This is a genomic window from Candidatus Nanopelagicales bacterium (assembly GCA_030700225.1).
Classification (GTDB): domain Bacteria; phylum Actinomycetota; class Actinomycetes; order S36-B12.
Window position 1 is genome coordinate 1 of the sequence record JAUYJT010000023.1, and the last position, 24,243, is coordinate 24,243.

Sequence of the window (24,243 nt, forward strand, 5' to 3'; positions counted from 1 at the left end):
CGTGGTGAGTCCCCATGGCGACAACACCAACACCCTGCCCCTGACCGACAATCAGACCAGTACCAGGGTCGGCGCGGGGGACGGGACCATCGACGGCCTGGACCTGGACGTCTGGGAGCTGTATGACGCCTACGGTCACCCCATCAACAACACCGTTGGCACCAGCGGGGTAGCGAACACGCTCCAGGCCACCGGCAGTGCGGCTTCGGTGACCGCGTCCGGCGGGGACCGCTACGGATGGCTAGGCGCCTACCAGCGGCCCACCTCCCAAGCCACGGGGCTGATCCAAATGGGAGCCCGGCCTTACAACCCCAACACCGGCCAATTCCTATCCACCGACCCCATCCGAGGCGGAAACCAAAACCCGTACACCTATCCTGTGGACCCGGTCAACCAGGACGACGTTGGGGGGATGGATGGGCTGACGTCGGGTGGCTTCAAGCAGATGCTGGCTATCTGCGAGGTGACGGCGCCCTGGGACTGTGGCAGCGTGCGCGACGTAACGATGTACGTGAATGACCGCTCCAGTATTTGGGATACTCGCATGAAGGCACGGCATGTCGCACGCGGTCATCCGGGTAGCCACTGGACGAGCACCTACTGGCAAAACAAGGCGAATGCGCGAAGGCATTTCATATGGAACATCTTCCTGCTCGCGAAAACAAGTTCTCGTACCGCACGACTAATGACGGAAGCGCACGAGTTTGGGGAATCTGGCGCGGATACGAATCGAGATACCATCAACAACCAAAGGGCTCAGACTAACTTCCATGAGTGGGCCGCTCCAAAGAGGGGGATGTCCGATCCGGGACTCTTCCGTAGGGCACGGAAGCTCTTCAATGGCCTCTGGCGGGGGCATCGCAACTTCTTTGCTTGCACCTATCGCCTGGGTTTCCTAAGCAGGGTTTCCAACTGCTCTAGCAGGGGCAGGTGAGATCCGTCATGTCGCAACCGAGATGGGAGGAGGGTGCTGAATGAACACTTCAGGGCGCCTAGCTCCGCAGCCTGCACCTGGAGATCTGTCTTTGAAAGTGGCCATGTTTATCGGTTCCGGCATGCTGGCCCTTCTGCCCCTGTACTGGTGGCTTTGGCCGGATCCCAATGGGCACGGATTGCGAGACTACTTGTTCGGAGGAATGCCCGTTCTTGGGTTGGCAATTGAACTCGTGAGCATGCTCTATAGGGGTAGGGGGTCACGATGGTTGTGCCTTGCCGGATTCGTGGTGGTCGGCTTGAGCATCCCGGTGGGCTTCCTGTACATGTTCCTGACCTTGCCTGACATGGACGGCTTCTGAGCGCGGCGCGAGAACCCGAAGAGCCGTCAATCGCCTCTGGCGACGCGACCGTGGTTACTTTGCCGCGTATTCTGCAGTAGTGTTCGCAACTGCTCAAGTTGAACCCCTGCGGCGTGTCCGGATACTCAGGTTGTTGAGTGTCCAGCCCTTCGTGTCAACCTTCCCTGAGCCAGGTTCCCGGCTAGTCTCTTTTCACTGATCAGGGGCGGGGAAGGGTGGCACTTAGAAGACATGTTGACCAAGACGTTGATTGCGGTGTTCTTGGTGGTAGTCACGGGATGTTCAGCGGTCACGCCCCCGGAGCCAAGTCCTGCGCCGCCTCGGGCTGACTTCCAGGTTCGTCCGGTCCTGAGAAAGGCAGCCCGACTGGGCTGCGTTGTTACCCTGACACCTCAGCCGCCGGATCGGCGAATCGCCGGATGCGACGAGAGCGGGCGCGTGGTGGTTTGGCTGGGCCCCGCGTTTGTGACGGAAGCTGACGTCGCCTCAGCTTCCGCAGCTACTAGTGCGGACGGGGTACCGGTCGTGGAGGTTCGTCTCGATAGCCGGGGGGCAGCCGCTTTGCGCGAAGCGAGTCGCCGGCAGGTGAATCTACGGTCGCCGATGAACGAAGCATCCATTGTGACCAGCGGCCGTGTCAGAGCGAGCTTCCCATTCCGCGAGCCCGTCAGCGGTGGCGCGCTGGAAATGCACGGGTTTGACAGCCTTCAGGAGGCCGAGGATTTCGCGGCTGCGCTTGTGGGAGCAACTCCCACGGCCCCTGGGTAGCCGACTCCTCGCGGTTGAGCCTGGTCGTGTCGTAACGCACTTCAATCACCGCAGATGCTGCCACGCACGGTCCGCGAAGTCATCAAGGGCCTTGGTGACGTCCGTGGCGACCCAGATGGGAATGCTCGCTTGAAGTGGCCCCACCCTTTGAAGAGGAGAAGACCTGCACTGGGGAAGGGGTTTCTCGTGATGGCCACTGAGTCGAGTCACGGAGCTTATTGCCGCTGTGACGGGCACCTTCCAAGTGATCTGGTCCATTGACTCGGTCCGGATGAGGGGAGTTACGCCCTGACCATGGACCAGCGCGAGGGCTTTGCCCGGTGTCCCGGGGCTGAAGCCGCCATACTTCATCCGTGAATGTCGTTGATCTGGTCGCGGTGCTGCTCATCATCGGCATCGCGTTCGCGGGCTACCGGTCGGGGGCGGTGGTTCAGATCGGTGGCCTGGTCGGAGCCGTTGTGGGCTTGGCTCTAGGGATCGCACTGCTGCTCCTCGTGAGCGAGCCGCTGGCCGAGCTCGACCCGACCGTGCATTTGGTTATCACGGCGGGCGTGCTGATCCTCGGTTTTGGGATCGGCCAGGGGCTGGGGGCAGCTCTCGGATCCCGTGTCGCCACTGGCAAGGAGCCAGGAGCACTGGGTGCGGCCAACCGCGTCTCGGGCGTCTTTGTTGGAGCCCTAGAGGCGCTCGTTGTGATTTGGCTACTCGGGAGCGTGCTGGCGGTTTCGTCGGGTCCGCAGGGCGAGGCGCTTGCCAACGGCTCGGCCATCTTGCGGGGCATATCGCGGATTGTCCCGCCGTCCGACGTAGTTGCCCGCGAGCTTGAGAACTCGCTCGGCGCCACTGGGATCCCCGAGCTGTTCAGCGGTCTCGTGCCCGATCCTGCGGAGCCAGCCGAGCTGCCGTCGGGCAAGAAGGCAAGGGCGCTCGCCACAGCAGCGGAGCCGTCGACAGTGAAAGTCGTTAGTTCAGGCTGCGAGCAGTCGCGATCTGGGAGCGGCGCTGTGATAGCGGACCATTACGCGGTGACGAACGCCCACGTCATCGCCGGGGCTAACTCCGTGCGACTCGAAGTGGGCGGACGCTCCGTGGACGCGACTCCGGTCAGCTTCGACCCCGATCTCGACCTGGCTCTGGTCTACGCACCATCGCTCGAGGCTCCCGCTATGCCGTTGGCCGGTGTGGACGCTGGGCGGGGAGCCAAGGGCGTCGCGATGGGTTACCCAGGGGGTGGCCCATTGGTCGCGGTGCGGGCCTCGGTGAACCAGCGGATCCGCGCGATCGGAATGGACATGTACGGCAAGAAGCAGGTCACACGCGATGTCCTTGAACTGCACGCGGATATCAACCCAGGAGACAGCGGCGGTCCGCTAGTGCTGAAGAAGGGCCAGGTCGCCGGGGTCATCTTCGCCAAGTCGCTGACGGATTCGTCGATTGGTTATGCGCTGACGCCCACTTCGGTTTCGCGCGCTGTGAGTCCTGCGATAGGCCAAACCTCGTGGGTCGCCACCGGACGTTGCGTTAGCGACACGACCCGCCAAGTCCCCTAGCGCGGGAAGGCGTCGCCCAGGATCGTCGAGTTGACCGGCGGGATCCCCACCAAGTTGATGTCTTCGACTCCCCGAGTGTCCAGCCCCGCCCGTTCGAGCACGGCCCGGGTGTCGCGATCGCAGTGGCAGCCGCCACCCATGAGCGGCCAAATCCTGGACAAGCCGCGTTGCACAAGGCGAGTGAAGGTCCCGTCGGCCGCGCGAACGTGTTCCATGACAGCGACATGCCCGCCGGGCCTGAGTACGCGCACGGCTTCCTGAACGGCGAGATCCGGATCCTGGATGGTGCACAAGACGTAGGCGAACAGCACGCCGTCGACGCTCGCGTCTGGCAGCGGAAGGTCTTCGGCGACGCCGTCGATGACCTCTACTTCGATGCCGCGTTCGCGGGCCTCGGCGATCCGTCCAGCCGCTGACGCGCGCATTGAAGAACTCGGCTCCAGGGCCACGACTTCGCGCACCGCATTGGGCATGTGTTCCAGGTCGAGGCCCGGACCGAGTCCCACGATGAGAACACGTCCGGAAAGCCCCTCCGCCGCTTGGGAGCGTGCCCGTCCGACCGATCCGCCTTCCTCCATCCGTGAGATGAGCCCATACACGCGGGTGAAGATCGGATGCTCATGAGTGGCCATTGGCTATTCCTATCAGTCGGGGGGTCAGGGGAAACTCGGGCTTGGGTTAGGGGGAGCGAACTCCTCGGACGTCGGCGACGTCGGGAGCCGGGTGGCGGTCGGTGATCCGCTCGTCTTGGTCGGTGTGGGCGTCGGCGTTGGTGTTGGCGTTGGCGTCGGTGTCGGCGTGGGGGTCGGAGTTGGAGTTGGCGTTGGTGTCGGGGTCGGCCGTGGCGGGGGCGGCGTGTAGGTCGGGGTAGCGGGACTGGGCCACGTAGTCTCCACGGATGGCGCAGGCGGCAGGCTCGGCGCGACCGGTGTCGACGAGGCGGCCAGCTTCGAAGCCCCGATGACCGCTAGAGCCGCGACGATGAGCGCAATCCCTGCTCCCACGATCAGTTTCGTCCGAGTGCCGCTAGCAGTCCCCGGCCCATCCGGACGGCCGTCTGTGTCGACGGGCTGCCCCTCGAGCTGGATGGCCTGCGGAAACCCTTCGGAGTCGACTGGACCCAGGTCCGGTGCCGTTCCGCTCGTCAGCGTCGTTTGGAGCGACTCGGCCGCTCGGGCCCGGAACCCGCTGGGCAGCAGCAGCGCCACCGGCAGAGCGAATCCAGAGACGTAGCTGACTGCCCTCGTCCGCCCGTCGTCCTGGCACTGAGGACAGGAATCCATGTGGCGAGCCACCCGCTTGCGGATCAGTGGCGTCAGGTCGCTGTCGGATCCCCGCAGCGTTGCCGCCAGGCCGGGGCAATCCCGACTGCCGCTGCGGGCCAGGAGCAGTGCCATCACAGCCGACGTCAGCGAAGCGCGAGCCCGCGAGATCCTGGCTCGTGCCAGGTTCGGGGGCACTCCCATGATCCGGGCCACTTCGGTCGCTTCGAGATCGTGGCGCAATGCCAGGGACATCGCGTCCTTGTCCGCGGGAGCGAGCGTTTGTAGCGCGTCCCGGACGAGCTGGGTGCTCTCGGCTGAATGCAGGTCGGCGTCGAGTGCCGCGTCCGCTGGCAGCATCTCGATCGCCTCCTCATCACGTGTGAAACGTCGGCCTTGGCGAAGCGCCTTCAGGCACTCGTTGCGGGTGATCGCGAACAGCCACGGCCGCAACTTGTCCGGCGCTCGCAGGGACGAGATGTTGGCCACGGCCGCTAGGAGAGCGTCATGAGTTGTGTCCGCGGCGGTGTCGCGATCGCCGACCAGGGTGACCGAGTAGGCGAACAAGCGGTCCGCGTACGCCCGGTAGAGGGCGTCGAAGCCGCGCATCGGATCCGCCACGAGTGCGGCGACGATGCTGGTGTCGTCCGCCTGCTCGGTCATCACTGGCTCCCGGGATCATGCTCTGGCGTCCTCGCCAACGACCCGATGGTCCCACGGTTCTCTAGCTCAGGGTCGGGAGCACCGGTCGCTGAGGTCAGCAGGCCCACGGCCACGGCAGGGGGCACTCATCCGCTGGCGGCACGGGCGGCATTTGGATGTCGTCGAGGTTGAGCTGCGGGTCGAATGACGGGAATGGGAACGGGTCGGGCTCGGGGTCGCCGGGCTCGGGGTCACCGGGCTCGGGGTCTCCGGGTTCGGGGTCAGGCTCGGGCTGAGGGGCGCCAGGGTCTCCCTGATTGCCCGGTTCGGCTGTGTCGTCCGACTGGTTGGTCCCTTTGCCAGCTCGCGAGGTCGAGGTGTTGGCCGGGGAGAGCTGGTCGACGAGGTCTGGACCTGCATAGGACGGCACGGTGGCCGAGTCCGCCGCGTTCTGGCCACGCATGGTCGCCGCGGCCGTAAGCATCGCCGCTCCGGCGAGCATCATGATCGCGGCCATGACGGCGATTGCCTTGCGCAGTCGGCGTTCGTCAGCAGTTGTAGTCATTTGTCCTCCTTCGTTGGCCGCGGGGTGCGGCACCTACGAAGGACAGATGCGGACGGGCTATCAGGCGCAACGTTTTCCGCGGAAGTTCCACGCGCTAGGTCTGGCGCACTTCTCCCCGGTTATTGGCCGAACCCCACGCGTGCTGCTTGATCATCAACGTCAGCCAGCCGGAGAAGGCCATAGCCGTGATGTTCACGAAGAGTTGCAGAGTGCTGCCCCAGACCTGAGACCAGGCGGCGAAGGCCAAGCCGACGGCCACGTTGCCCGCCGCTGGCACGGTGGCAACCGAGATGAGCACCCCGGTCAGCTCGCCTGACTTGCTAGACGTCAGTGCGAGCACGCCCGCAGCTCCCGCGATCAATGCCACGAGCACCGACCAATGGTCCGGCGAGTAGATGAACCCGGTAAGTGGTCGGGGTCCGGTCGCTTCGGCCTCGCTGATCCAGCCAGCCCACCTGCCCATGGCCGCAGCGACGGAAGTCACAGCGATCGCGATCACGTAGCCCATGGCGAGAGTGCGCAGTGCCCGGAACAGCAGTTCGCGGCGCCGACGCACGAGAGAAAGTCCCAGGGCGGCTACGGCGCCGAATTCGGGACCCAGAACCATGGCTCCGATCAGCAGAATCTGGGAGTCGATCACGATGCCAATCGCGGCGATCATGAGCGCCATGGTCATGAATGCGACGTAGGTCTTGTTGATCTCGGTGTCTTCGTACGCCCGGTGGATCACGTCTGCCCAGACCACGGCGTCCGCGCTAGCTCCGGGGGCTGTCAGCTCCGCGTCAAGTTCCCGTTGCGAGATCCACGTCTGGACCGGGGTGATCTGGATCGCTCCCTGACGTGGCACTCCCAGATCGCGCAGGCGGTTGACCACATCGTTGGCGGCTTCCCGCACTACCTCCGCCAAGATCAGGTCCGGCGCGGGGTCAGTCGCGACGGATCGCAACACGGCCATCTGGCTGACGGCGGCATCGCCCTTGAGGTAGCCGACGACGGCGTCGGTCAGATCCGCTGGCGAGTAGACGCGGACATGCAACACATGTGAATGGTGCACCAACTTGGCGGTCAGGTCCGGGACCTGGGCCGGGATTCGTCGCGGACGCGCGCGCCTTCAGCTATCTCGCGTGCAGTAGTCGCTCGTGCCGTCGGCATTGGGAATGCACACTGGGTGTGTGAGCGTCCATCCGGTCCCGAGCCCAGCGTCTCAGAGGCCTGCTCATGCCTGCGGCATCGCGCAGCTCTCGTTGGCGCTGGCGCTTCTGGCTGGGCTCATAAGTGGGTCAGATGCAGGAGTCGGTCTTGCAAGCGTCGCCACGGTCGCCGGGGCCGCCACGCGCGCCGGGGCCGACGCGGCCGCCACGGCCGCCCGGCGTCCGTTCCCGCAGCATGTCAAGTACGCCAAGAGCGTCCTGGTGCCACAGGTGCCAGGCGCCACGCGCGACTCGGTGACCTTGCGGTTCTGGCGGGCGTGGAAGAGCCGGTATCTGCGCGCCAGGGGCAGCCCGGGACTCTGGGTTCAGCACAGACCCGGAACGAACGTGTCAGAGGGCACCGGATACGGCATGGTCCTCTCGGCCTATTTCGGCGACCGGCGGACTTTCGACGGCCTGTACCGCCACTTCCGCGCCCATCCGAGCAGGTACTCCCCGGATCTGATGGCCTGGAAGCAGAAGCTCATCGACGGTCGCATGGTGGATGTGGCGGGCAGAGACTCCGCGACGGACGGTGACCTTGACATCGCCTACGCACTGCTGCTCGCCCATCGTCAGTGGCGATCACGTGGTCCGATCGACTACCGGGCGCAGTCGTTGCTGGTTTCGCGAGCCGCTCTGGCCCACGATGTCAATCCGAGGCTGGGCAACACGACTCCTGGCGACTGGGCGGCTGGCAAAGACACTCGTCGGACGCGCACGAGCGACTTCATGCCCGCGCATTTCGACGCCTTCGCGCGGGTGGACCCGGATTCGGCCTGGCAATGGCGCCGGGTCAAGCGGTCCACTTCCGCCATCGCTCTTGCGCAGTTCCGAAACGGCAGCCGTCGCACTGGTCTTCTGCCCGACTTCATGGCCTATTGGCGCGGTGAATGGCGGCCCGTTCGCGGCGTCTACCTGGAGTCGAAGCACGACGGCGATTTCGGCTACAACGCCTGCCGTGATCCCTGGCGTTTGTCGCTGCCCTACCTGCTGATGGGTCAGCGGCGCCTGAGGCCCCTGCTTCTGAAGCACACTGTCTGGCTTCGGACTGAGACGAACGGTGACCCCGCACAGATCCGAGCGGGCTACTACGTTCGGAACGGCCCGAACGGGCAGCCGTACAGGAACTACCCGGATCTGGCTTTCACCGCCCCTGCGGCAGTCAACGCCATGCTGGGCGGTGATGGAGGCCAACGCTGGCTGAACCGACTGTGGCGTGCGATCACGCGGGGGCCGTCTACGTCCAACTACTACAGTGATTCGCTGCGCCTCATGGCGCTGCTGATCCTCAGCCGCAACTGGTGGCAGCCGTGACCGGTATCCTCGGTCCTGGTATCTGACGGTTGGATGACCGACCGGTCATGCATGGGCCTCTAGCTCAATGGCAGAGCTGCGGACTTTTAATCCGTAGGTTGCGGGTTCGAGTCCCGCGGGGCCCACCATCTGCCCACCGAGCTGGCTGCGTAGTGATGTTGTAGCGCTTCCGGCCACTTCAGATACGCGAAGCGGCCACATTTGGCCAAATTCGCGACAAGATCACTGAGCGGGCCGACTGGCCCCCGTATAGGCCGGTCGGGAGTGGCGATGTTCGTCCTAGCGGCGCGTCAGGAGGATCTCCAGGTCATCCAGGGGGTCCTCGATCTTCTTGAATGACTTCGCGAGCTTCCCGTCCAGGTCCGAGGGGTAGGGGTGGGAGACCAGGTATGCCCTTACTAGTTCAGCCTGCCGACTCACCCGGGCGTCAAGCTCGGTCACTCTGGCCCGCACGTCACCGAGGACTTCATCCCTGACGGCCTTCCAGATCTTGCGGGCTTCTCGCTTGTCGCCTTGCTTCCACTGGGTCATTCCCTTGTGGAGCCCGCGCGATATCCGTGGGTAGATGCGCTTGTCGATCTTCCACGCGGTGATCGAGGACTTCTGGACTGCTTCCCATAGGGCTTGACGCTCTGGAGGAAGGAAGTACGCCTGCAGCTCAAGGTCGCTGACGGTGTGGTAGGTCTGCTCGGCGCCATAGTCTGTTGCCCACCGGATCCTGCGCATGCACCTCTTGACGAGGCGGGGGGTGATCCTGGGGTATCGGGCCTTGCGCGAGCCAAAGACCGAGTGGCTGTTTGACCCAACATCCTGAGCGGCTGCGAGCGAGCCGACCAGTGGGGCCGGGTGTTCAGCCTGGGCGGTTGAGCCAACACCCGTAGCATTTGCGCTGACCAGCGCAAGGGACGCGGCTGCCGCTCCCACCGTACGTCTCCATGACACCTTGACCACCTCGTCACTCACCAAACGCCACCTGGCACGCGAAACAAGGGCACAGTCCCAAATTACTGCCTGCTGGGCCGCGAAGCCTGACGGATCAGAACGGGTTAGCGCGACGGAGTCGGCCGTGTCGTGATCCTGTAGCGCTTCCGGCCACTTCAGATACGCAAAGCGGCCACATTTGGCCAAATTCGCGACAAGATCATCAGGCCGGGCCAATCGGCGCCGCTCCTGGCCATTCGGCGGAAACGGCCGCTTCGCACAGACGCGACCGTTACGCGAAGAAACACCCGTTGTAACGGGCGCGTCTGTACCCAAACATGCGCGTTTGTCGGGAACGGCCGTTCCTTGCGGCGGGTGGCGCACGCCGGGCGGCGGGCAGAGGTGGCTCGGGGACCCCAAATGTGTGCGTAGCCTTGATGGCATGCCCCTCGCCATGGACCTGGCCGGAACCACCGTCGCTCTGGCCGCCGAACCGGGCCCACGGTATGTCTCCCTGCACGATCGAGACATCGCTTTCAGGTACTGGCCGGGCAATGGGCCAACCGTTCTGCTCATCCACGGCTTGGGCTCATCGGGAGACGAGTGGGATCTGGTAATTCCGCATCTTCGGGCCGCTGGGCATGGCGTCGTGGCGATAGATCTGCCGGGTCACGGCAACTCCGCCAGGGGACGCGAAGACTACAGCCTGGGCGCCACCGCGAGCATCGTGCGGGACCTAATGGACCACTTGGGGATCGATCGGGCGATTCTGGCTGGGCATTCTCTGGGCGGCGGGATCGCCCTGCAATTCACTTACCAGTTCCGGGAGCGTATTTGTGGGCTCGTTCTCGTGTCGAGCGGCGGGCTGGGCGGCGAAGCAACTGGATGGCTGCGGGCCGCGACCTTGCCGGGTTCAGGGCTTGTGCTGGCCGCGATCGGCAGCCGGGCCACAGTTCGCTCAGGCGATTGGCTTGGGCGGCGGCTGCGGAGACGCGGTATCGCACCCCGGGTGCTCGACCCCGACTCGTTAGCCAAGCTCGCCTCTTTCGGTCATCGCCCCACCCGGATGGCGTTCCTAGCGACCCTGCGCAGCGTGGTCGATCGATCCGGGCAGAGCGTCTCGGCGCTCGGCAAGCTGACCGTTGTCGGCGACCTGCCTGTGCTGCTCGTGTGGGGCGCCGACGATCCGACCATCCCGATGAGCCACGCTCAGAACGCCATCGCGCGCTTGCCCCACGCGAAGCTCGTCGTGTTCGATTCAGTTCGCCACGAACCGCATCGGGATCGCCCCGCTGACCTCGCGGCTCTGGTGGTGAACCACTTCCGTGGGTGGGGCTTGGACGCGGCCTTGTCGACGAGTATCGATGGAATGCGGTACGACGGGTTACTGTGAGGAGCTGAAGGGCAGGCGTGGCCGCTGGCGAATGACGGTCAGCGGATGAGATTCGGGGAGCGATCGAGTGATGCGACAGTCCAAGATTCTGACATTGACCGGCGGCTTGGCGGCGATGTCGCTGGTCGTAGCGGCGTGTGTCCAAGCTCCAGCTTCTCCCGCGGCCAGCTCGGCTGCGGTGGTCCCCGAGGCGAGCCCGACCGTCACTGACCCGCCGACGGTCTCTACCCAGGAATTCGCCCCTACCGCGGCGAGCACGGAGCCGATCCGGTTCTCGGTTGCAGCCACCGGGGACTTCCTGATCCACGGCCCGGTGTACGCCAGGGCGCTGCGCAACGGCGGCGGCCGCACCTACAACTTCCGCCCGATGTTCCGGTACATCCGGTCATACATCCGCCGTGCTGACTTGGCGATCTGCCATTTCGAAACCCCGATGGCTCCCGGCGCGCCAGCTGGGTACCCGGTATTCAACACACCGAAGAAGCTAGCCAAGGACGCTCGGGCTATCGGCTGGGACATGTGCGACACCGCTTCGAATCACACGGTCGACAAGGGACAAAGAGGCGTCAACTCGACCCTCAAGGCCATCCGGTCCGCCGGTATCGTGTCGCATGGTTCCGCGAGGAAGAGCAGTCGCTACGACATACCCATGGTGGAGGTGCAGGGCGTCAAGGTCGCTCTGCTGTCCTACACCGAGTCGACCAACGGCATCCCCCTGCCGCACTCTTGGAGCGTCAATCTGCTGGACACGACAAGGATCAAGTCCGACGCGGCAAGGGCCAAGGCCGCTGGAGCGAAGGTCGTCATAGTCAACATGCACGCGGGCACGGAGTACCAGCACGCGCCCTCCGCCCGCCAGCGCCAGGTGGCGCGCATCCTGACGGCTTCCCCCGACATCGACGCGATCATCGGTCAGCACGTGCACGTCGTCCAGCCCATCAAGTGGAAGCACGGCAAGCCAATCGTCTACGGCGAGGGCAACCTGATCTCGAACCAGACTGGGGCATGCTGCCCAGCAGCGTCGATGGACGGGATCCTGGCCCAGCTCTACTTCGTCGTCGATGGGGATGACGTCAGCGTCGAGCGCGTTAAGTACGTGCCCGTCACCGTCCGGAGACCGGACTACGCCGTGATCCCGATTGGCAAGGGACTGCGGAAGGGCTTGATGAACTCCTCAACGCTGAGGGCGTCGTACGGCCGCACGGTCTCGGTCATCGGCAAGACCGCTCGCGTCCGGCCGCAGCCGGCCAAGGCTGGATAGCATCGCCCGGGCGGTCAGCTTCGAGAATCGCGCGTGGGCCTGTGGCGCATGTCACGCGGAGTCGCGGTGTACGCGGCGGCTGAGCGGGCACTCCATCGATCACGTGCTCCGAATCTGTGATGTCACGTTTCCAAATCAGTGAGGGACAGATGAAGTTTTCACGATTGGCGATCGCTGCCGCGATTAGCGGCGGGATCGTACTGTCGGCTCAGGCCGTGCCGGCCTCCGCGACGGATTCCGCGACGGATCGCGGTGTCGCAGCCTACCCAGGGGCAGCGCCGTGGCACTGGCATTCCTCGGGCGGTCTGACGCCAGGGGGCGGCTGGGGCGCCTTCGCGCCCTGGAGCGCGAGCTTCAAGACCGCAGCGCTGCCGGAAGACAGGCGGGCACCCCTGAAGCGCTTCCGCGTCGGTCCGCTCTATGGTGCCGTTGGCGGCCCTCACACCGGCGGTGTTCACAGTGGACTGGACATAGGCGCCCGGCAGGGGACCCCGATCTACGCCATCTCTGACGGCAAGGTTGTCGTATCCGATTGGCAGGGCGCTGCGGGCCAGGCGGTCACCATCCGTACTTCCGACCGGAAGCTCATCTTGTACGCGCACATGAGCAAGCTGATAGCCAAGCGTGGCCAGAAGGTCCAGGCCGGCGACCTGATCGGACGGGTCGGATCGACCGGCAACTCCACAGGCCCTCACCTGCATCTTGGCGTGACTCGTCCGAACGGGTCAATGATGGATCCGCTGAAGTGGTTGGACTTGACGTCCCGCGAACTCAGGCAAATCGGCCGCGGATAGACGCTGCCCGGTCAGCCGAAGTAGTCCAAGTAGGCGGATTCGCTGTCTGACTTAGAGCTCGACTGACACCAGTGGGAGATGTCTTCGCTGGCGATGGCCTGCCCGCCGGGGCCGCGTGCCTTGACCGTCAGCGTGACGTTGATGTTGGCCGGAATGGCTGTCAGGAAGAGCGTCCACTCATCTCCGATCTTCGTGAGTATCCGCCGAGCGGACAGCTCACTGCCATGGGCTCGCCATGACACCGTGGCTCGCTCCACTGTGCCTTTGACAACGATCACTCGGATGTCGCCGCTAAACAGATTCGGGCACTTCCGGGTGGTTACCTCGTTCCAGACGAGCTCGAGCTTGGGCGGCTTGGGCTTCTTGGCGCGCCCCCCATCCGTAGCCGGTTCCTGGTCCGGCGCGGCATTGGCCGCAGCGGATTCGGTTGTCGCGAGTGAATCGTCGCCGCCAGCGGGGCGCTGGACCGTCGCCCAGAAACCGGCAACGGCCAGAGTGCACGCGGCGATCACTATCGCTATGACATTTCGCCTGGATGGCTTGCTGGGCTGCTGCTCGCCCTCGTCGCTTGTTGAGCTTGGCACGTGGCAACCATACGACGCGTCCGCCGCCCGAATTGGCCGTTTCGTGCTACCGGGTCAAGGCGAGGCGGTTCCCGATCGCCGAGCCACGCCGCTGGAGATGAACTCAGCGGCCCGGCGTTGAAGGAATGCCTAGTCGAATGGCGGGCTGATCAGCTCAGGCTGACCAGCGTTCTGGTGAAGGACCACACGGTAGTGGCGCCCCCCACGGTGCTCTGGGTTGTACCACCGCAGCATGTACCGGTGTCCGTCTGAGTTGGCCCGGCCATCGTGTCGGATTTCCAGATGCCAACCGGAGTCACTGGCCGGGGTGCCGTCACCGCACGCAGCCGTCCTCCAAGGCTCGTCGTCGCCATCACGGCTCTGGATCGTTACCAGGGGCTCGTGCCAATGCAGGTCTCCTGGGGACACGTCCCGCCATCTGGTCTCCCAGTAGGCCGACTGTCGCGTCGTCGGCATGTGGAACGTCGGTGGGTTCAGGAATTTCCGCTCGACCTTGACGCCATCAGGACGGGCTAAGTAGCGGTGTGCCTTCAAGGAGAACGACGCCTCGGACATGCTCTCGGGCGGGTGGTTACCGCCTTCCGAAGACAGGCCAGCCGCGACTTCCGAGGCGTGCTGTGCCAGGAAGCCGACGGTATTCGGACCGTAGATGGTGTGCCCGCCCTCGTAGAACTGCCGCTCGTACTCCTCGGGGGTTGTGCAGTAGCCGACATACCCGTTCGCTACGGAGGAAACAATCACGCGCTGGCCGTGCTCGGCGTTCGGGAGGGCCTTCTCGACGGTCTGCGCGATTCGCCTTCCGGCTGCGCAAGTGATCTCGAAGGGCATACCGACGAGCGTCGTACCGTCGATGCGCAGGACATGAACGGAAAGAATCCGGGGGAAGGACGCTCCCGGAGCGATCAAAGGCTGCAGGGCGCGCGAGGCGAGGATCCACTTCGAGCCATGCGGATCGCTCTCGCGGTGAGGCTTGGGCGACCCTGCCCTGAACGGGGGGATGCGGTGGATCAGTGGCGTAGTGTTCTCGTCCGCGCCGGCCACCAGGGCGGCGCCAGCCGCTGGCGCTGGCAGTGTCACGCCCCCGATTGATGGGTTGGTGTCCAGGTCGATCTCGCGCAACCCGATCGCCAAGCCGATGTCGGTAGACGCCGCAGTTTCCAGACTCTGCCAAAGCTCGGCCGCCTTGGCGCCGATCTCGCGGCCGACACGCTCGGCCTCGTCGTAAACGGCCAGCTTCGGTCTCACCGCGGGGGCGATGTCCCCGTGCGTGCACTGCATGGCCCCGACGATCGGTCGAGTCTTGGTCTGGCTCTCGGCTCGGTTCGCCAGTTCGCCACACACGTAGGCCCACACGTCCGCGTTGTAATCGGACTCATGCTCTGAAACGCCTGTGCCGTGGATAGAGAAGATGACGAAGGCCCCCAACGGCTTCGCCTTCTTCCTTCTGGGACGCTTCCCGGCGCCTGACTTGGCCGTGGGTGGTTCGGGAGCGGCATCGACGCGGATGACGTGCAGGTCTGGGTTGATCGCCTGGAACCTGCGCTGGTCCGCTGAGTCGCTGACGGTCGACTCACCGGCTCGGATGTGGGCCTTCAGCGAGCGGTTGCGCGTGCTCCCCCAGACTTGGGTGGTGCCAATCGCGACGGTGGCCGGGCGCCGGTTCTGGTACGCCTCGATGACTGCTGAAGTGATTTGCTCCACAAGGAACTGGGTCCACGCTGGATCGAATCCGGGATGGTTCGCGGCGAAGCGGTTGTAGAAGTCAGAGCCGAAGTACTGGCCCGGACCTGCGTGGGTATGCGTGGCACCCATGAATATGCCGTCCGCGGGAATGTCCGTGACCTCGGCGACGCCCCTGGCTACCAGATGCTGCACTACCCGCGATCCGCTCAGCAGGTCGGCGAAGATGATCGCGACCGATGATGTGCCCTCGCGAAGGTGCAGAACCCTGGCGCGTAGACGGGTCCGGAAGCCGGAGCCGTCGTGGGCGAGTGATGAGTAGCCAGCCTTGGGCATTCCGGGTGGAGGAGTGATGTCGACTTCAGCCACACCCGCCAATGTCTCGGCGATCTTCGGAAGCGAGCCGCTCGTCGGAATGTCGATCGTGAAGCGCGCCTCCCCCCTGTCGGCAGCGACGAACGGTAACAGTGGGCTGTGATTCCGGATGTCCCATGTCATATGTGGAAGCTACGCGTCGCCGGGTTTCGTTGCACAACCGGACGTGGCCAGCGTTCGCCACGGGCGCTGGACACGTGATTCAGTTGGCGCGTAATACCTGGGGCACTGCCGCGCGTTGCGTGACAATGGCCTTGGAGAATCGAGAGAGGAAGTCGAGCGTGTGCCGCTTGTTCGGGATGAACGCTGGTCGCCGGACAGTGCGCGCCGAGTATTGGCTGGCCGACGCCCCTGACAGCATGCTCGAGCAGAGCCGCCGCAACCCCGACGGTTCCGGGATCGGGTGGTACGAAGCGGACGGGAAGCCACGCGTGGATAAGCAGTCAGCCGCCGCGTACGCCGATCCGGAGTTCGAGCGGACAGCGAGCCGAGTCACAGCCACCACGCTCGTTACCCACGTGCGTTTCGCCACGGTTGGGGCGCACACGGTCGCGAACACTCACCCGTTCCGCATGAGGGGCCGGTTGATGGCTCACAACGGCGGCTTCGGTGACCTGGACCGCGTCGACCAGCAACTCGGCCCGTACAGAGACCTCGTACTTGGGCAGACCGACTCGGAGAGATTCGCGGCGCTGATCTGCCAGCAGACAGACGTCCACGATGGCGACGTGGCGTCCGGCATGGTCCATGCCGCCAAATGGCTGGCCCGCAACGTCCCAGTCTCATCATTGAACTGCGTGGTCGTCTCTCCCGGCAGGATGTGGGCCCTTCGCTACCCTGACTGCCGTTCGCTGCACGTCGCGACCAGGTCTGTGTGTGACGGCTCGCGCGAACCGGGCTGGAGCGGCCGGTCGCGACTCGCGGAGCATCGCATCATGGGCGATCCCGACGGCGAGTCAACGCGAGTCGCGCTCGTTGCCAGCGAGAGGATTGACGGGCGTGACGACTGGCGGCAGCTGGATCCCGGGGAACTGCTCTACATTGACGAGGATCTGCGGGTGGAGTCGCATAAGGCGGTAGAAGGCCCCCCCGAGTTTCCGCAGCCAGCGGGTAACTCGGATCCGAACGATGACAGCGATTGATCGTAGGGAGATACGCGGCATGGCGACGACTAGCGAAAGACCGTACCAGGATCTGTTGCGCTGGAGCACCGGGCTGGACAAGGCCGGATGGGACCATGTCGCCTGGCTGATGGACTGGCACAGGGCGATCATGTGCGGTGTGCCGCTGGAGCGCGGTTTGGAAGAGCCTGACGCGCACAATCTGTGCGGTTTCGGGCAGTGGCTCTACGGGGACGGTGCGGACCTGCTCGAAAGTGACGACCGGATACAGTCCGTTGAGCGAATTCATCGTCGGATGCACGACAGGGCGCGTGAGATGCTGCGGTCGGCGCGCCAATCTGGGCAGGTGGACCCCGCGGAGTACGACGACCTGTTGAATCTGCGAGGTGTGTTCCACACCCGGGTCAAGACGTGGCAGCGTGGGTTGCTGAAGCAGCTGTTCAACACGGACCCGCTAACCGGCCTCCTGAATCGGCGAAGCTTGGACAGCTTGCTGGGAGACATGATCTGCGAGTGCGCGAACTTCGACGATGGGTGTCAGATCGCGATCGTGAACGTGGACCGTTTGAAGCGGGTGAATGATCGGCATGGAACCAGCGTCGGCGACGAGGTTCTAAGGACACTCGGTTCGCACATGTCCCAGCGATTGCGGTCATCCGATCTGGTTGTCCGGTACCGGGGCGACCAGTTCCTGGTGTGCTTCCCGCACAGGACGGTGGATCAGGCCTTCGACGCGCTCGACAGGATCCGCCGCACGATTTCGGGCCGCAACCTGCGCATGGGGCAGGGCGTCGACGTGACTGTGTCTGTGTCAGTGGGACTGGCCAGCTGGGATGGTAGCGAGGACGTGAAGGAGACGATCAAGCGCGCTGAGTGGGCCGTGTCCGAGGCGAAGCGTGCGGGCCGAAACTCGGTCACGGTGGCTCCCGACTGATCCGGATGAGCACGGCCCCGGTTTGTCGGCCCTCCGGCGTGGCGAGTGGTCAGGAACCGAGTGCTTCTCCAACGACGCTGGCCGCTCGCAATCCCATGGACATGATCGTCATCTGCGGATTGACTCCCAGCGAAGTGGGGACACACGACCCGTCGGCGACGAACAGGTTGTCGAAGCCGAATACCTTGTGCTCGAAGTCGACAACCGCGTTGTCCGGAGAACCGCCCATGCGAGCCGTTCCGAGCGGATGGAACGCCATCCCACGGTACTTGCGCGCCGGCAGCCTCAGCCTTCGAAGCGCCCGGGCATCATGCACGTTCATCACCGAGTCGACGCCGTTGATGAACGGCATTACCTCGTCCGCGCCGCCGCGCAGGAGCATCTCGGCCAGTGCCGCCGATCCTTTGCGGAATGATTCCATGACCCTGGGCGTCAGCGAGTACCTGATCAAGGGTCTGCCGTTTGGTCCGATCGACACCGACCCAACGCCGGTGTCCCGGACCATGAATCCGAACTGCCCGACCTTCCCCCACGCGTCCAGCCATCTGGTCAGCTCCTCGCCCCGCTGCATGAGTGATGGAGCCGCCAATTGCGGCGGGACGTAGAAGCCTTCGAAGCGAATCCTGTCATCGGCTAGTCCGTCCACGAAGTAACCCTGTGGGATCGCTCGCCAGGGCTGGTCCTGATCCTCGGCGAAGAGCGCGAGGGCGCCTAGAGCTGGGTGGATGGACAGGTTGCGTCCCAGCCACGGTAGGTTCACGCCGTTGCGCCGCAGCAACAGTGGGGTCAGGAGTGAGCCGGCGGCTACGATGACCGCCCGAGCGTGCACTTCCACGCTCTTGGGTGCCCCGCCGGAGTCTTGCCCCTCGACCAGGACGCCGACCACTTTGCGGCCGGTCATCAGGATCCGCGTGACTGGCAGCCCCGTGTAGAGGCGGGCCCCGGCCTTCAAGGCGCGTGGGACCCAGCTGACGTTGGAACCGCGCTTGGCGTCGGTCGGACAACCGGCGAAGCACACGCCCTGAGCGTCACATCCCGGCGCGTTGCGCCGCAGCGGGCCGTGGTGCCCGCCCATCTCTGAGGCACCCTTGGCGATCACTTCAGCGATGCGGCCCAGGTACTCAGGCTCGCCCTCGGCGACCTGAAGCTCGGCCTCAACCTGGTCCAGCCACGATCCGAAGACGCCAGGCTCGAAGTCGCTCGGGAACCCGCTGGCCCGCCATTCGCCCAACACGGCGTCGGGAGTCCGGAAGCACGTACCGCTGTTGATCGCGGTCGTGCCGCCAACCATCCGGCCGATAGGCGTGATGAGGGAGGTGTTGCCCAGGGTCAGGTTCACGTTTAGGCTGCCCTCGCGCAAGAATCGCAGCAGCCTGTCCTGAGGCGGTCCGGAGAACTGTGGCCTGCGTTCGTACCGGCCCTCCTCGATGATCACCACGCCCAGGCCCTGCTCGGCAAGGCTTGCAGCCGAAGATCCTCCGCCAGCTCCCGACCCGATTACGACGACGTCGCAGTCGATCCGGGTCGTCGGCTCCAAGCTCTCCGGCGAGATCACCTCGGCCATCCACTGGGGCAAAGGAGCGTCGACTGGCTTCGCGTAGGCCTCGATTCCCAATCGCTGGAGGTAGTCGGGTCTGCTGAAATGCGCCATCTTGAGGGGGGCGGTGAGCGCCAACAGTGTCGTGCGCCCCAAGGTGCCACCCAGGCCTTCGATCCGGTCCAGCAGCTTGCGACGGCGATCCAGCGACAGCTTGGCGAACTTGTGGCCGAAGTTGGACACGGCGACGGCATCTAGAGCCCGAAGCCCCGCGCGGTAGAGCGAGGCGGTAACGGGAGGAAGGCTGTCCACAACCGCCTGGGCTCCAGCGACGGTGACTTCGTCGGGGGCGGGAACGATTTCGCCCTCGGTCAGGACCGCCTCGGCCAGCGCCAGCAGGCTCTCGTGATCGCTCTTGGACCAGTCTTCGCAGTGAGCCGACACGTCGGAACCGTTCATGCCCCTCCCCCTCCCCGGCGCTGTGCGCCGGGTGGGGGTACCCCTCCCCCTCCCCGGCGCTGTGCGCCGGGCGGGGGGACCCCCAGGCAGGGCCGTCGACGCCAGTGAGAACGAGCGGGCGAATGACAGTAGGTCATCGCCGTGGAAGTTCATCGTGCCTGTAGCCACCGTGACGCCGTTGCGTTCCAGGCGGGTCGACATGGTTGTCATCGAGCTGTAGGGATGACGGAGTCTGACGTCCTTCTGGCCCCACAGGCGGCACGGATTGCCTTCATCGTCTGTGAAGTCGATGTCATACACCAGGCGGCGACCGATCAGAGGCCTGACTAGCACCGTGCCAGTGCACGATGTTTCTCCTGCCCAAGGCTGGGCCAGTATCGTTCCGGTGACCTTCGCCTGGCCGTTCACCAGGAACCGGCCCGCTTTCTTGGCGTCGCAGCGGATGTCGATCGATACGTGGCCTGTGTTGCCCTCATTGTCATGTAGCTCGCCGCTCATGCGCTCGAAGAAGAAGGCACCCATCGTCGCTCCCTTTCGCTGGTCGGATCCGGGCTAGATGACCGGTTGGACCTGTGGGTTCTCGGTCTGCTGCAGGAACTCAAGTGCCCCCCCGAACTGGCTGCGGCACTCGAACTCGTCGTCGTTGGCGGGCTTGACGTTCAGCGTCACCTCCGACGTCTTGCTGTTCAGGCAGTAGCTGCGCTGCCCGTTCGGGTTGTCGTAGCCCAGGCAGACCATGCGCGCGGGGTTGGCGATCATTGTCAGAAGGGCTTGTCCGTCCCGTCCGCGCATTCTCAACTGCCATTTGGGGAAGGCGAGCTTGGGAGTCTGCCGCCACAGATCCACGAGCCGGTCGAAGCGGAACTCCTTGCCGTTGCGGCGCACGGTCAGCATGGACAGCAGCGGAGTGGTGACCGGGCCGAGCTGAACCCGGCCGCTGGCACCCTCCATCATCGCGAATGGGCGGGATTGGGAGTCGGTGAAAACGCACTGACCCCAGGCGTATTCGGGGGAGTGAGCCTCACCCCAGTTGTGGCCCTGCATCCCGAACCAGTCGTCGATCAGCCATTCGGCGCCATCCCAGGTGACGGATCCTGAGTAGCTGGCTACCGGGAACGGTGTCAACAGCTTGTTCTTCGGCACGGGGGCATCGATGAGCTTCCTGGTCGGCAGAAGCGACAGGGGTTCGCCCAGGAATCCGGGCACCCGCGCGAGCGTCAGGTCCCAGGAGAGCTTGCCCGACTCGGTGTCGATGCTTCCTACTGCTGTTCCACCGTCCGAGTCCAGCCGCATCGTCGTTCCGGCTATTTCGGTGACGAGCGGAGTTTCGCCGCCGGTGATCGTGGCGTCCCCGATGGGCACCGTCTCGCGGGCAGCGGAAGTCCGGTCGCCGTCGAAGACGCTCACCCAGGTCTCGGCCACGGCCGAGCCGTCAGCGCGGCACAGCACGGTGGACTTGATCCAAACTGAGCGGGGGCTCTTGGGATCGTTCGCCCTCAGGAACCAACTCTCGACGCATTTGCTGCCGACTTTGTAGCGGGGTGCGTTGTCGGCTAGTGCGATGCTCATTTGGGTCTCCTTCTGCTAGAGCCTCGGATTGCGTGTCAACAGGGGAACGATGGAAACTCCGGCCTTGGCGACCTTCACGGCTCGCCTGACCGGGTTCTCGACGGCCAGGGCCCGGCCGAGCTTCGACATTGTGGCTTCGAGATCGGGTCCATATGGGTACCACCAGGGGCGCTTGGCGTTCGGGCCCGCGAACTTCGGCACTTCGATCACTTTGGTCCAAGTCGCGTCGAGCAAGCCTTCATCCCCATGGCTGCGACCGAATCCTGACAAGCCCACGCCACCCCAGGGAATCTCGGGGGAGCCGTAGCACGTCGCGGCGACGTCATTGACGCAGACGACTCCAGCTCGCAGCTTGGCGGCCATCGCCTTCGCGGCGTCAAGGTCGGCTGTGAAGATGCTGGCGGTGAGTCCGTATTCGGTGGCGTTGTGCATCGAGATCGCTTCGTCGTCGTCGTCAAACGGCAGCACCGCCAGGACGGGTCCGAAGGTTTCCGAGCGCCATGCCTCGGTTTCGGCGACCTGTGAGCCCGTCAGCAACGTGGGTTCGAGCTTGCGTCCGGGCAGGAAGGTGCCCCCAGCGGCCTGCGTGGCTCCTGCGTTCCGGGCGTTGAGCATGTGCTCCTGCCACACATGGAGCTGCTTGTCGTCGACGGCGGGCCCGAGCTCACGGGATCGATCGATGCGGTTCATCTTGTCCGCGATCCTGACTACGAGGGCATCGTGGATCGATCGGTGGACAAGCAGCCGCTCGACCGAGGCGCAGGCCTGTCCGGCGTTGAATGTCGCGCCCCACGCCGCCGCGGAGGCCGTGAACTCCAGGTCCGCGTCGGCTCGCACGATCATCGCGTCGACTCCGCCAAGCTCGAGGCTGACCGGGATCGGGAGCCTGGCGCACGCTGCCATGACCTTGCGGCCAGTGGCCACCGAGCCCGTGAACAGCACCTTGTCCGGTTGCGCTTCGATGAGTCGCTGGCCCAGCGAGCCATCACCGTAGGCGACCTGGAAGAGTCCCTCGGGCAGGCCGCACTCGCCAAGGAGCTTCTCGATCAGCCGGGCCGAGTCAGGGGTCAGCTCGCTCGGCTTGAGGACAACGGCGTTTCCCGCCAGAAGCGCTGGAAGTACCTGGCTGAGCGGGATGAAGAACGGTAGGTTCCACGGCGAGATCGCCAGGACGACACCGAATGGTTGCCGGACCAACTCAGCGGAGCGGCTCGGGTGGCTCTCGAGGGGGACCGCCTGGGCGCTGAGCACAGCGCTCGCGACGTGGCAGGTGTGTCGCGCGAATTGGATCGCGGTCACTGCTTCGTGGGCTACGGCTTCGGCTCTGGGCTTGCCGTTCTCCTCATGGATGGTGTCCGCGATCGGGTCGATGCTCGCTGCGATGTTCGCCGCCAAACGCGATAGCCGCCTGGCGCGGGTGGGCAAGCTCATCGCCCCCCAGATTCGCTGAGCCTCTCGCGCCAGCGCCATGATCTCGGCGCTGTCGGCCTCGGCCGAATCGACCACGATTGGGGTCGCGGACTGGCTCTGACTGCCGGGGATGCCGTTCGCGAGTGTGTCAACGGCCATGGCCAACCCTTTCGGTTTCGTCGCTGCTTGTGTCCATGACGCGTCGCTCGGCTTGATCCGACCACGCCACCAGAGCCGCGGCGCCATACAAGCGCATCGCTTCGCCCGCCGCTTCGGAGTCTGAGCGCTGGATCGCGGCCACGGCTGCGTGGTGAGCGAGAGTGACCATCCGGTCCTGGGGATACAGCGCTGCGAACTGGACGCGGTTCTGTTGGTAGGCGGCGCCGATGGCGCTGAGCATCAGTCGGAGCACCTGGTTGCCGGAGGCCACGATGAGGGTTTCGAAGAACGCGTAGTCAGCTTCCTGGATCGCGTCCACGCCTCGCGCCAGGTCCAGGGCGTCAAGCGCCCGCTGAAGCGCGGCGATGTCCTGTGCGGTCGCCCGGCTGGCTGCCTGCGCCCCGGTGAACCCGAGCAGCTCGGTGCGCAGCGTCAGCAGGTCATGCATCATCGCTGGATCCACGCGGCCGTTCGGAGCCAGCAGCCACGGCAACAGGTGTAGACCGGCCCCGGCCAGGAAGTCGCGGACGGTGACACCGCCTCCATGTCGTACTTCGACTAGACCCCATGCCTCCAGGCTGTGGATGGCTTCTCTGACGCTGGATCGATTCACATCGAACTGGCTAGCTAGGTCACGCTCGGATGGGAGGCGTTCGCCGGGTGTGTACTTGCCAGCCAGGACGGCCCCGCGAATCGCGACCGCGATCTGGTCCGCGACTCGGGTCCTGCTAACAGGCTGGAAGGTGTTCACGAGGCCCCTCTCGTGCCACCGGGCCGGGTGATCCAGTGGTCCGACCACTTTGCCTCGGATGGGGCCTCATGTCAAGGAACTTCGGCGACTCGCCTCGTTGGCCCGACACGATTGCCCCCGCCCCGCGTCGCCTCGTCCCCTCGTCCCCTCGCGGAAACGGCCGTTCCCGACAAACGCGACAGTTAAGGTACAGACGCGCCCGTTGCAACGGTCGCGTCCTTCAGGAACAGGTGTTTCTTTCGTTAGCGGCCGTTCCCTCCGGCGGAGGGGTTGTCGCTGATCTGCGGCGTTGGCGGGTGGCTGCTAGGCTCCGGCCCAGGCGTTCGCCGGGTTGCTGACAGCCCGGATTGGTGAACTGGGTAATTGGATGGAGGACCGATGAACCGTGTTGTGGTTAGCGGAATTGTGGCCGCTGCGGCGATTGGAATCGCCTCCTGCGGTGTCACGCCGATCCTGGACACCGGTAAGGCGGAAGGCGAGATCGAGAAGGGGATACTTCAGCAGGCTGGGGTTGCCGTGGCCGTGGACTGTCCTGAGGGAATCATCGCTAAAGCCGGTGAGGTATTCGAGTGCGTAGGCACAGCCGAGGACGGTGAGAAGATCACGATCAAGGTGACCCAAGAGGACGACGAGGGCAACGTCGCCTGGGAGGTCGTAGCGCCCAAGTAGTCAGGCTTCGCTTACCAAACCTGAACACTTCGCTGAC

General features: G+C 64.9%; 22 protein-coding genes and 1 tRNA gene. 12 read left to right on the forward strand and 11 right to left on the reverse strand.

The annotated features are described in order from the left end of the window. From Q8P38_03125 to Q8P38_03140, 4 genes are all read left to right on the forward strand, one after another. On the forward strand, nucleotides 1-934 hold a 934-nt coding region (locus Q8P38_03125), incomplete at its 5' end, for an RHS repeat-associated core domain-containing protein (GenBank protein MDP4013604.1). 40 nt (nucleotides 935-974) lie between these two features. Further along, nucleotides 975-1,295: a hypothetical protein gene (locus Q8P38_03130; protein ID MDP4013605.1), complete on the forward strand. Its 321-nt coding sequence runs from the start codon at nucleotides 975-977 to the stop codon at nucleotides 1,293-1,295. A 603-nt stretch (nucleotides 1,296-1,898) separates the two neighbouring features. Beyond that, entirely contained in the window at nucleotides 1,899-2,063 is a 165-nt protein-coding gene (locus tag Q8P38_03135) for a hypothetical protein (protein MDP4013606.1), read from the forward strand. Between the two features lie 353 nt (nucleotides 2,064-2,416). Beyond that, on the forward strand, nucleotides 2,417-3,613 hold the full coding sequence (locus tag Q8P38_03140) for a MarP family serine protease (GenBank protein ID MDP4013607.1): 1,197 nt from the start codon (nucleotides 2,417-2,419) through the stop codon (nucleotides 3,611-3,613). On the opposite strand, the gene Q8P38_03145 is transcribed toward Q8P38_03140, so the two are convergent. The 4 genes from Q8P38_03145 to Q8P38_03160 all read right to left on the reverse strand — a co-directional run bounded on the left by Q8P38_03145 (nucleotide 3,610) and on the right by Q8P38_03160 (nucleotide 7,121). Then, nucleotides 3,610-4,245 (reverse strand): class I SAM-dependent methyltransferase, encoded by a 636-nt coding sequence (locus tag Q8P38_03145; GenBank protein MDP4013608.1) that lies wholly within the window; start codon nucleotides 4,243-4,245, stop codon nucleotides 3,610-3,612. The genes Q8P38_03140 and Q8P38_03145 overlap by 4 nt on opposite strands. A 24-nt stretch (nucleotides 4,246-4,269) precedes the next feature. Continuing rightward, on the reverse strand, nucleotides 4,270-5,538 hold the full coding sequence (locus Q8P38_03150; GenBank protein ID MDP4013609.1) for an RNA polymerase sigma factor: 1,269 nt from the start codon (nucleotides 5,536-5,538) through the stop codon (nucleotides 4,270-4,272). A 94-nt stretch (nucleotides 5,539-5,632) separates the two neighbouring features. Continuing rightward, entirely contained in the window at nucleotides 5,633-6,082 is a 450-nt protein-coding gene (locus Q8P38_03155) for a hypothetical protein (protein MDP4013610.1), read from the reverse strand. 94 nt (nucleotides 6,083-6,176) lie between these two features. Then, a complete protein-coding gene (locus Q8P38_03160; protein MDP4013611.1) occupies nucleotides 6,177-7,121 on the reverse strand; it encodes a DUF389 domain-containing protein in 945 nt (314 codons plus the stop codon). Between the two features lie 133 nt (nucleotides 7,122-7,254). Between Q8P38_03160 and Q8P38_03165 the strand changes: the two genes are divergently transcribed. Together Q8P38_03165 and Q8P38_03170 are read left to right on the forward strand one after the other, a co-directional pair. Beyond that, nucleotides 7,255-8,589 carry a glycosyl hydrolase family 8 gene (locus tag Q8P38_03165; GenBank protein ID MDP4013612.1) on the forward strand — a complete coding sequence of 445 codons (1,335 nt, stop codon included), beginning with the start codon at nucleotides 7,255-7,257 and terminating at the stop codon, nucleotides 8,587-8,589. 53 nt (nucleotides 8,590-8,642) lie between these two features. Beyond that, nucleotides 8,643-8,717, forward strand: a tRNA-Lys gene (locus Q8P38_03170). 151 nt (nucleotides 8,718-8,868) lie between these two features. Here the strand turns inward: Q8P38_03170 and Q8P38_03175 are convergent. Next, complete coding sequence (locus tag Q8P38_03175; protein ID MDP4013613.1) at nucleotides 8,869-9,552, reverse strand: hypothetical protein; 684 nt, start codon at nucleotides 9,550-9,552, stop codon at nucleotides 8,869-8,871. A 400-nt stretch (nucleotides 9,553-9,952) separates the two neighbouring features. Here Q8P38_03175 and Q8P38_03180 point away from each other — a divergent pair, with 400 nt between their 5' ends. From Q8P38_03180 to Q8P38_03190, 3 genes are all read left to right on the forward strand, one after another. Continuing rightward, nucleotides 9,953-10,903 carry an alpha/beta fold hydrolase gene (locus Q8P38_03180; GenBank protein ID MDP4013614.1) on the forward strand — a complete coding sequence of 317 codons (951 nt, stop codon included), beginning with the start codon at nucleotides 9,953-9,955 and terminating at the stop codon, nucleotides 10,901-10,903. Between the two features lie 70 nt (nucleotides 10,904-10,973). Further along, nucleotides 10,974-12,164: a CapA family protein gene (locus tag Q8P38_03185; protein MDP4013615.1), complete on the forward strand. Its 1,191-nt coding sequence runs from the start codon at nucleotides 10,974-10,976 to the stop codon at nucleotides 12,162-12,164. 149 nt (nucleotides 12,165-12,313) lie between these two features. Beyond that, nucleotides 12,314-12,958, forward strand: a complete 645-nt coding sequence (locus Q8P38_03190) for a M23 family metallopeptidase (GenBank protein ID MDP4013616.1) — start codon at nucleotides 12,314-12,316, stop codon at nucleotides 12,956-12,958. Nucleotides 12,959-12,969: 11 nt separating this feature from the next. Here Q8P38_03190 and Q8P38_03195 read toward each other — a convergent pair whose 3' ends face one another. Further along, nucleotides 12,970-13,542 (reverse strand): hypothetical protein, encoded by a 573-nt coding sequence (locus Q8P38_03195; protein ID MDP4013617.1) that lies wholly within the window; start codon nucleotides 13,540-13,542, stop codon nucleotides 12,970-12,972. A 129-nt stretch (nucleotides 13,543-13,671) separates the two neighbouring features. After that, nucleotides 13,672-15,720 (reverse strand): neutral/alkaline non-lysosomal ceramidase N-terminal domain-containing protein, encoded by a 2,049-nt coding sequence (locus Q8P38_03200; GenBank protein ID MDP4013618.1) that lies wholly within the window; start codon nucleotides 15,718-15,720, stop codon nucleotides 13,672-13,674. Between Q8P38_03200 and Q8P38_03205 the strand changes: the two genes are divergently transcribed. After that, nucleotides 15,714-16,739: a class II glutamine amidotransferase gene (locus tag Q8P38_03205; GenBank protein MDP4013619.1), complete on the forward strand. Its 1,026-nt coding sequence runs from the start codon at nucleotides 15,714-15,716 to the stop codon at nucleotides 16,737-16,739. The genes Q8P38_03200 and Q8P38_03205 overlap by 7 nt on opposite strands. 19 nt (nucleotides 16,740-16,758) lie before the next feature. After that, on the forward strand, nucleotides 16,759-17,652 hold the full coding sequence (locus Q8P38_03210) for a diguanylate cyclase (GenBank protein ID MDP4013620.1): 894 nt from the start codon (nucleotides 16,759-16,761) through the stop codon (nucleotides 17,650-17,652). A 49-nt stretch (nucleotides 17,653-17,701) separates the two neighbouring features. On the opposite strand, the gene Q8P38_03215 is transcribed toward Q8P38_03210, so the two are convergent. The 4 genes from Q8P38_03215 to Q8P38_03230 are packed head-to-tail and all read right to left on the reverse strand — an operon-like array spanning nucleotide 17,702 to nucleotide 23,537. Further along, entirely contained in the window at nucleotides 17,702-20,170 is a 2,469-nt protein-coding gene (locus Q8P38_03215; protein ID MDP4013621.1) for a GMC family oxidoreductase N-terminal domain-containing protein, read from the reverse strand. A gap of 30 nt (nucleotides 20,171-20,200) precedes the next feature. Continuing rightward, on the reverse strand, nucleotides 20,201-21,217 hold the full coding sequence (locus tag Q8P38_03220; protein ID MDP4013622.1) for a hypothetical protein: 1,017 nt from the start codon (nucleotides 21,215-21,217) through the stop codon (nucleotides 20,201-20,203). Nucleotides 21,218-21,232: 15 nt separating this feature from the next. Further along, nucleotides 21,233-22,786, reverse strand: coding sequence for an aldehyde dehydrogenase family protein (locus tag Q8P38_03225; GenBank protein ID MDP4013623.1), 1,554 nt, complete (start codon nucleotides 22,784-22,786; stop codon nucleotides 21,233-21,235). Continuing rightward, nucleotides 22,776-23,537: a FadR/GntR family transcriptional regulator gene (locus Q8P38_03230; GenBank protein ID MDP4013624.1), complete on the reverse strand. Its 762-nt coding sequence runs from the start codon at nucleotides 23,535-23,537 to the stop codon at nucleotides 22,776-22,778. The genes Q8P38_03225 and Q8P38_03230 overlap by 11 nt, the downstream gene beginning before the upstream one ends. Nucleotides 23,538-23,915: 378 nt before the next feature. Between Q8P38_03230 and Q8P38_03235 the strand changes: the two genes are divergently transcribed. Further along, nucleotides 23,916-24,206 (forward strand): DUF4333 domain-containing protein, encoded by a 291-nt coding sequence (locus Q8P38_03235; GenBank protein ID MDP4013625.1) that lies wholly within the window; start codon nucleotides 23,916-23,918, stop codon nucleotides 24,204-24,206. The last annotated feature ends 37 nt before the right edge of the window (nucleotides 24,207-24,243 follow it).

Coding starts and splice junctions, on each gene's coding strand:
- Q8P38_03130 (MDP4013605.1), top strand. CDS start 975: ATGAACACTTCAGGGCGCCTAGCTCCGCAGCCTGCACCTGGAGATCTG.
- Q8P38_03135 (MDP4013606.1), top strand. CDS start 1,899: ATGAACGAAGCATCCATTGTGACCAGCGGCCGTGTCAGAGCGAGCTTC.
- Q8P38_03145 (MDP4013608.1), bottom strand. CDS start 4,245: ATGGCCACTCATGAGCATCCGATCTTCACCCGCGTGTATGGGCTCATC.
- Q8P38_03150 (MDP4013609.1), bottom strand. CDS start 5,538: ATGACCGAGCAGGCGGACGACACCAGCATCGTCGCCGCACTCGTGGCG.
- Q8P38_03155 (MDP4013610.1), bottom strand. CDS start 6,082: ATGACTACAACTGCTGACGAACGCCGACTGCGCAAGGCAATCGCCGTC.
- Q8P38_03180 (MDP4013614.1), top strand. CDS start 9,953: ATGCCCCTCGCCATGGACCTGGCCGGAACCACCGTCGCTCTGGCCGCC.
- Q8P38_03185 (MDP4013615.1), top strand. CDS start 10,974: ATGCGACAGTCCAAGATTCTGACATTGACCGGCGGCTTGGCGGCGATG.
- Q8P38_03190 (MDP4013616.1), top strand. CDS start 12,314: ATGAAGTTTTCACGATTGGCGATCGCTGCCGCGATTAGCGGCGGGATC.
- Q8P38_03205 (MDP4013619.1), top strand. CDS start 15,714: ATGTCATATGTGGAAGCTACGCGTCGCCGGGTTTCGTTGCACAACCGG.
- Q8P38_03200 (MDP4013618.1), bottom strand. CDS start 15,720: ATGACATGGGACATCCGGAATCACAGCCCACTGTTACCGTTCGTCGCT.
- Q8P38_03210 (MDP4013620.1), top strand. CDS start 16,759: ATGGCGACGACTAGCGAAAGACCGTACCAGGATCTGTTGCGCTGGAGC.
- Q8P38_03215 (MDP4013621.1), bottom strand. CDS start 20,170: ATGGGTGCCTTCTTCTTCGAGCGCATGAGCGGCGAGCTACATGACAAT.
- Q8P38_03220 (MDP4013622.1), bottom strand. CDS start 21,217: ATGAGCATCGCACTAGCCGACAACGCACCCCGCTACAAAGTCGGCAGC.
- Q8P38_03225 (MDP4013623.1), bottom strand. CDS start 22,786: ATGGCCGTTGACACACTCGCGAACGGCATCCCCGGCAGTCAGAGCCAG.
- Q8P38_03235 (MDP4013625.1), top strand. CDS start 23,916: ATGAACCGTGTTGTGGTTAGCGGAATTGTGGCCGCTGCGGCGATTGGA.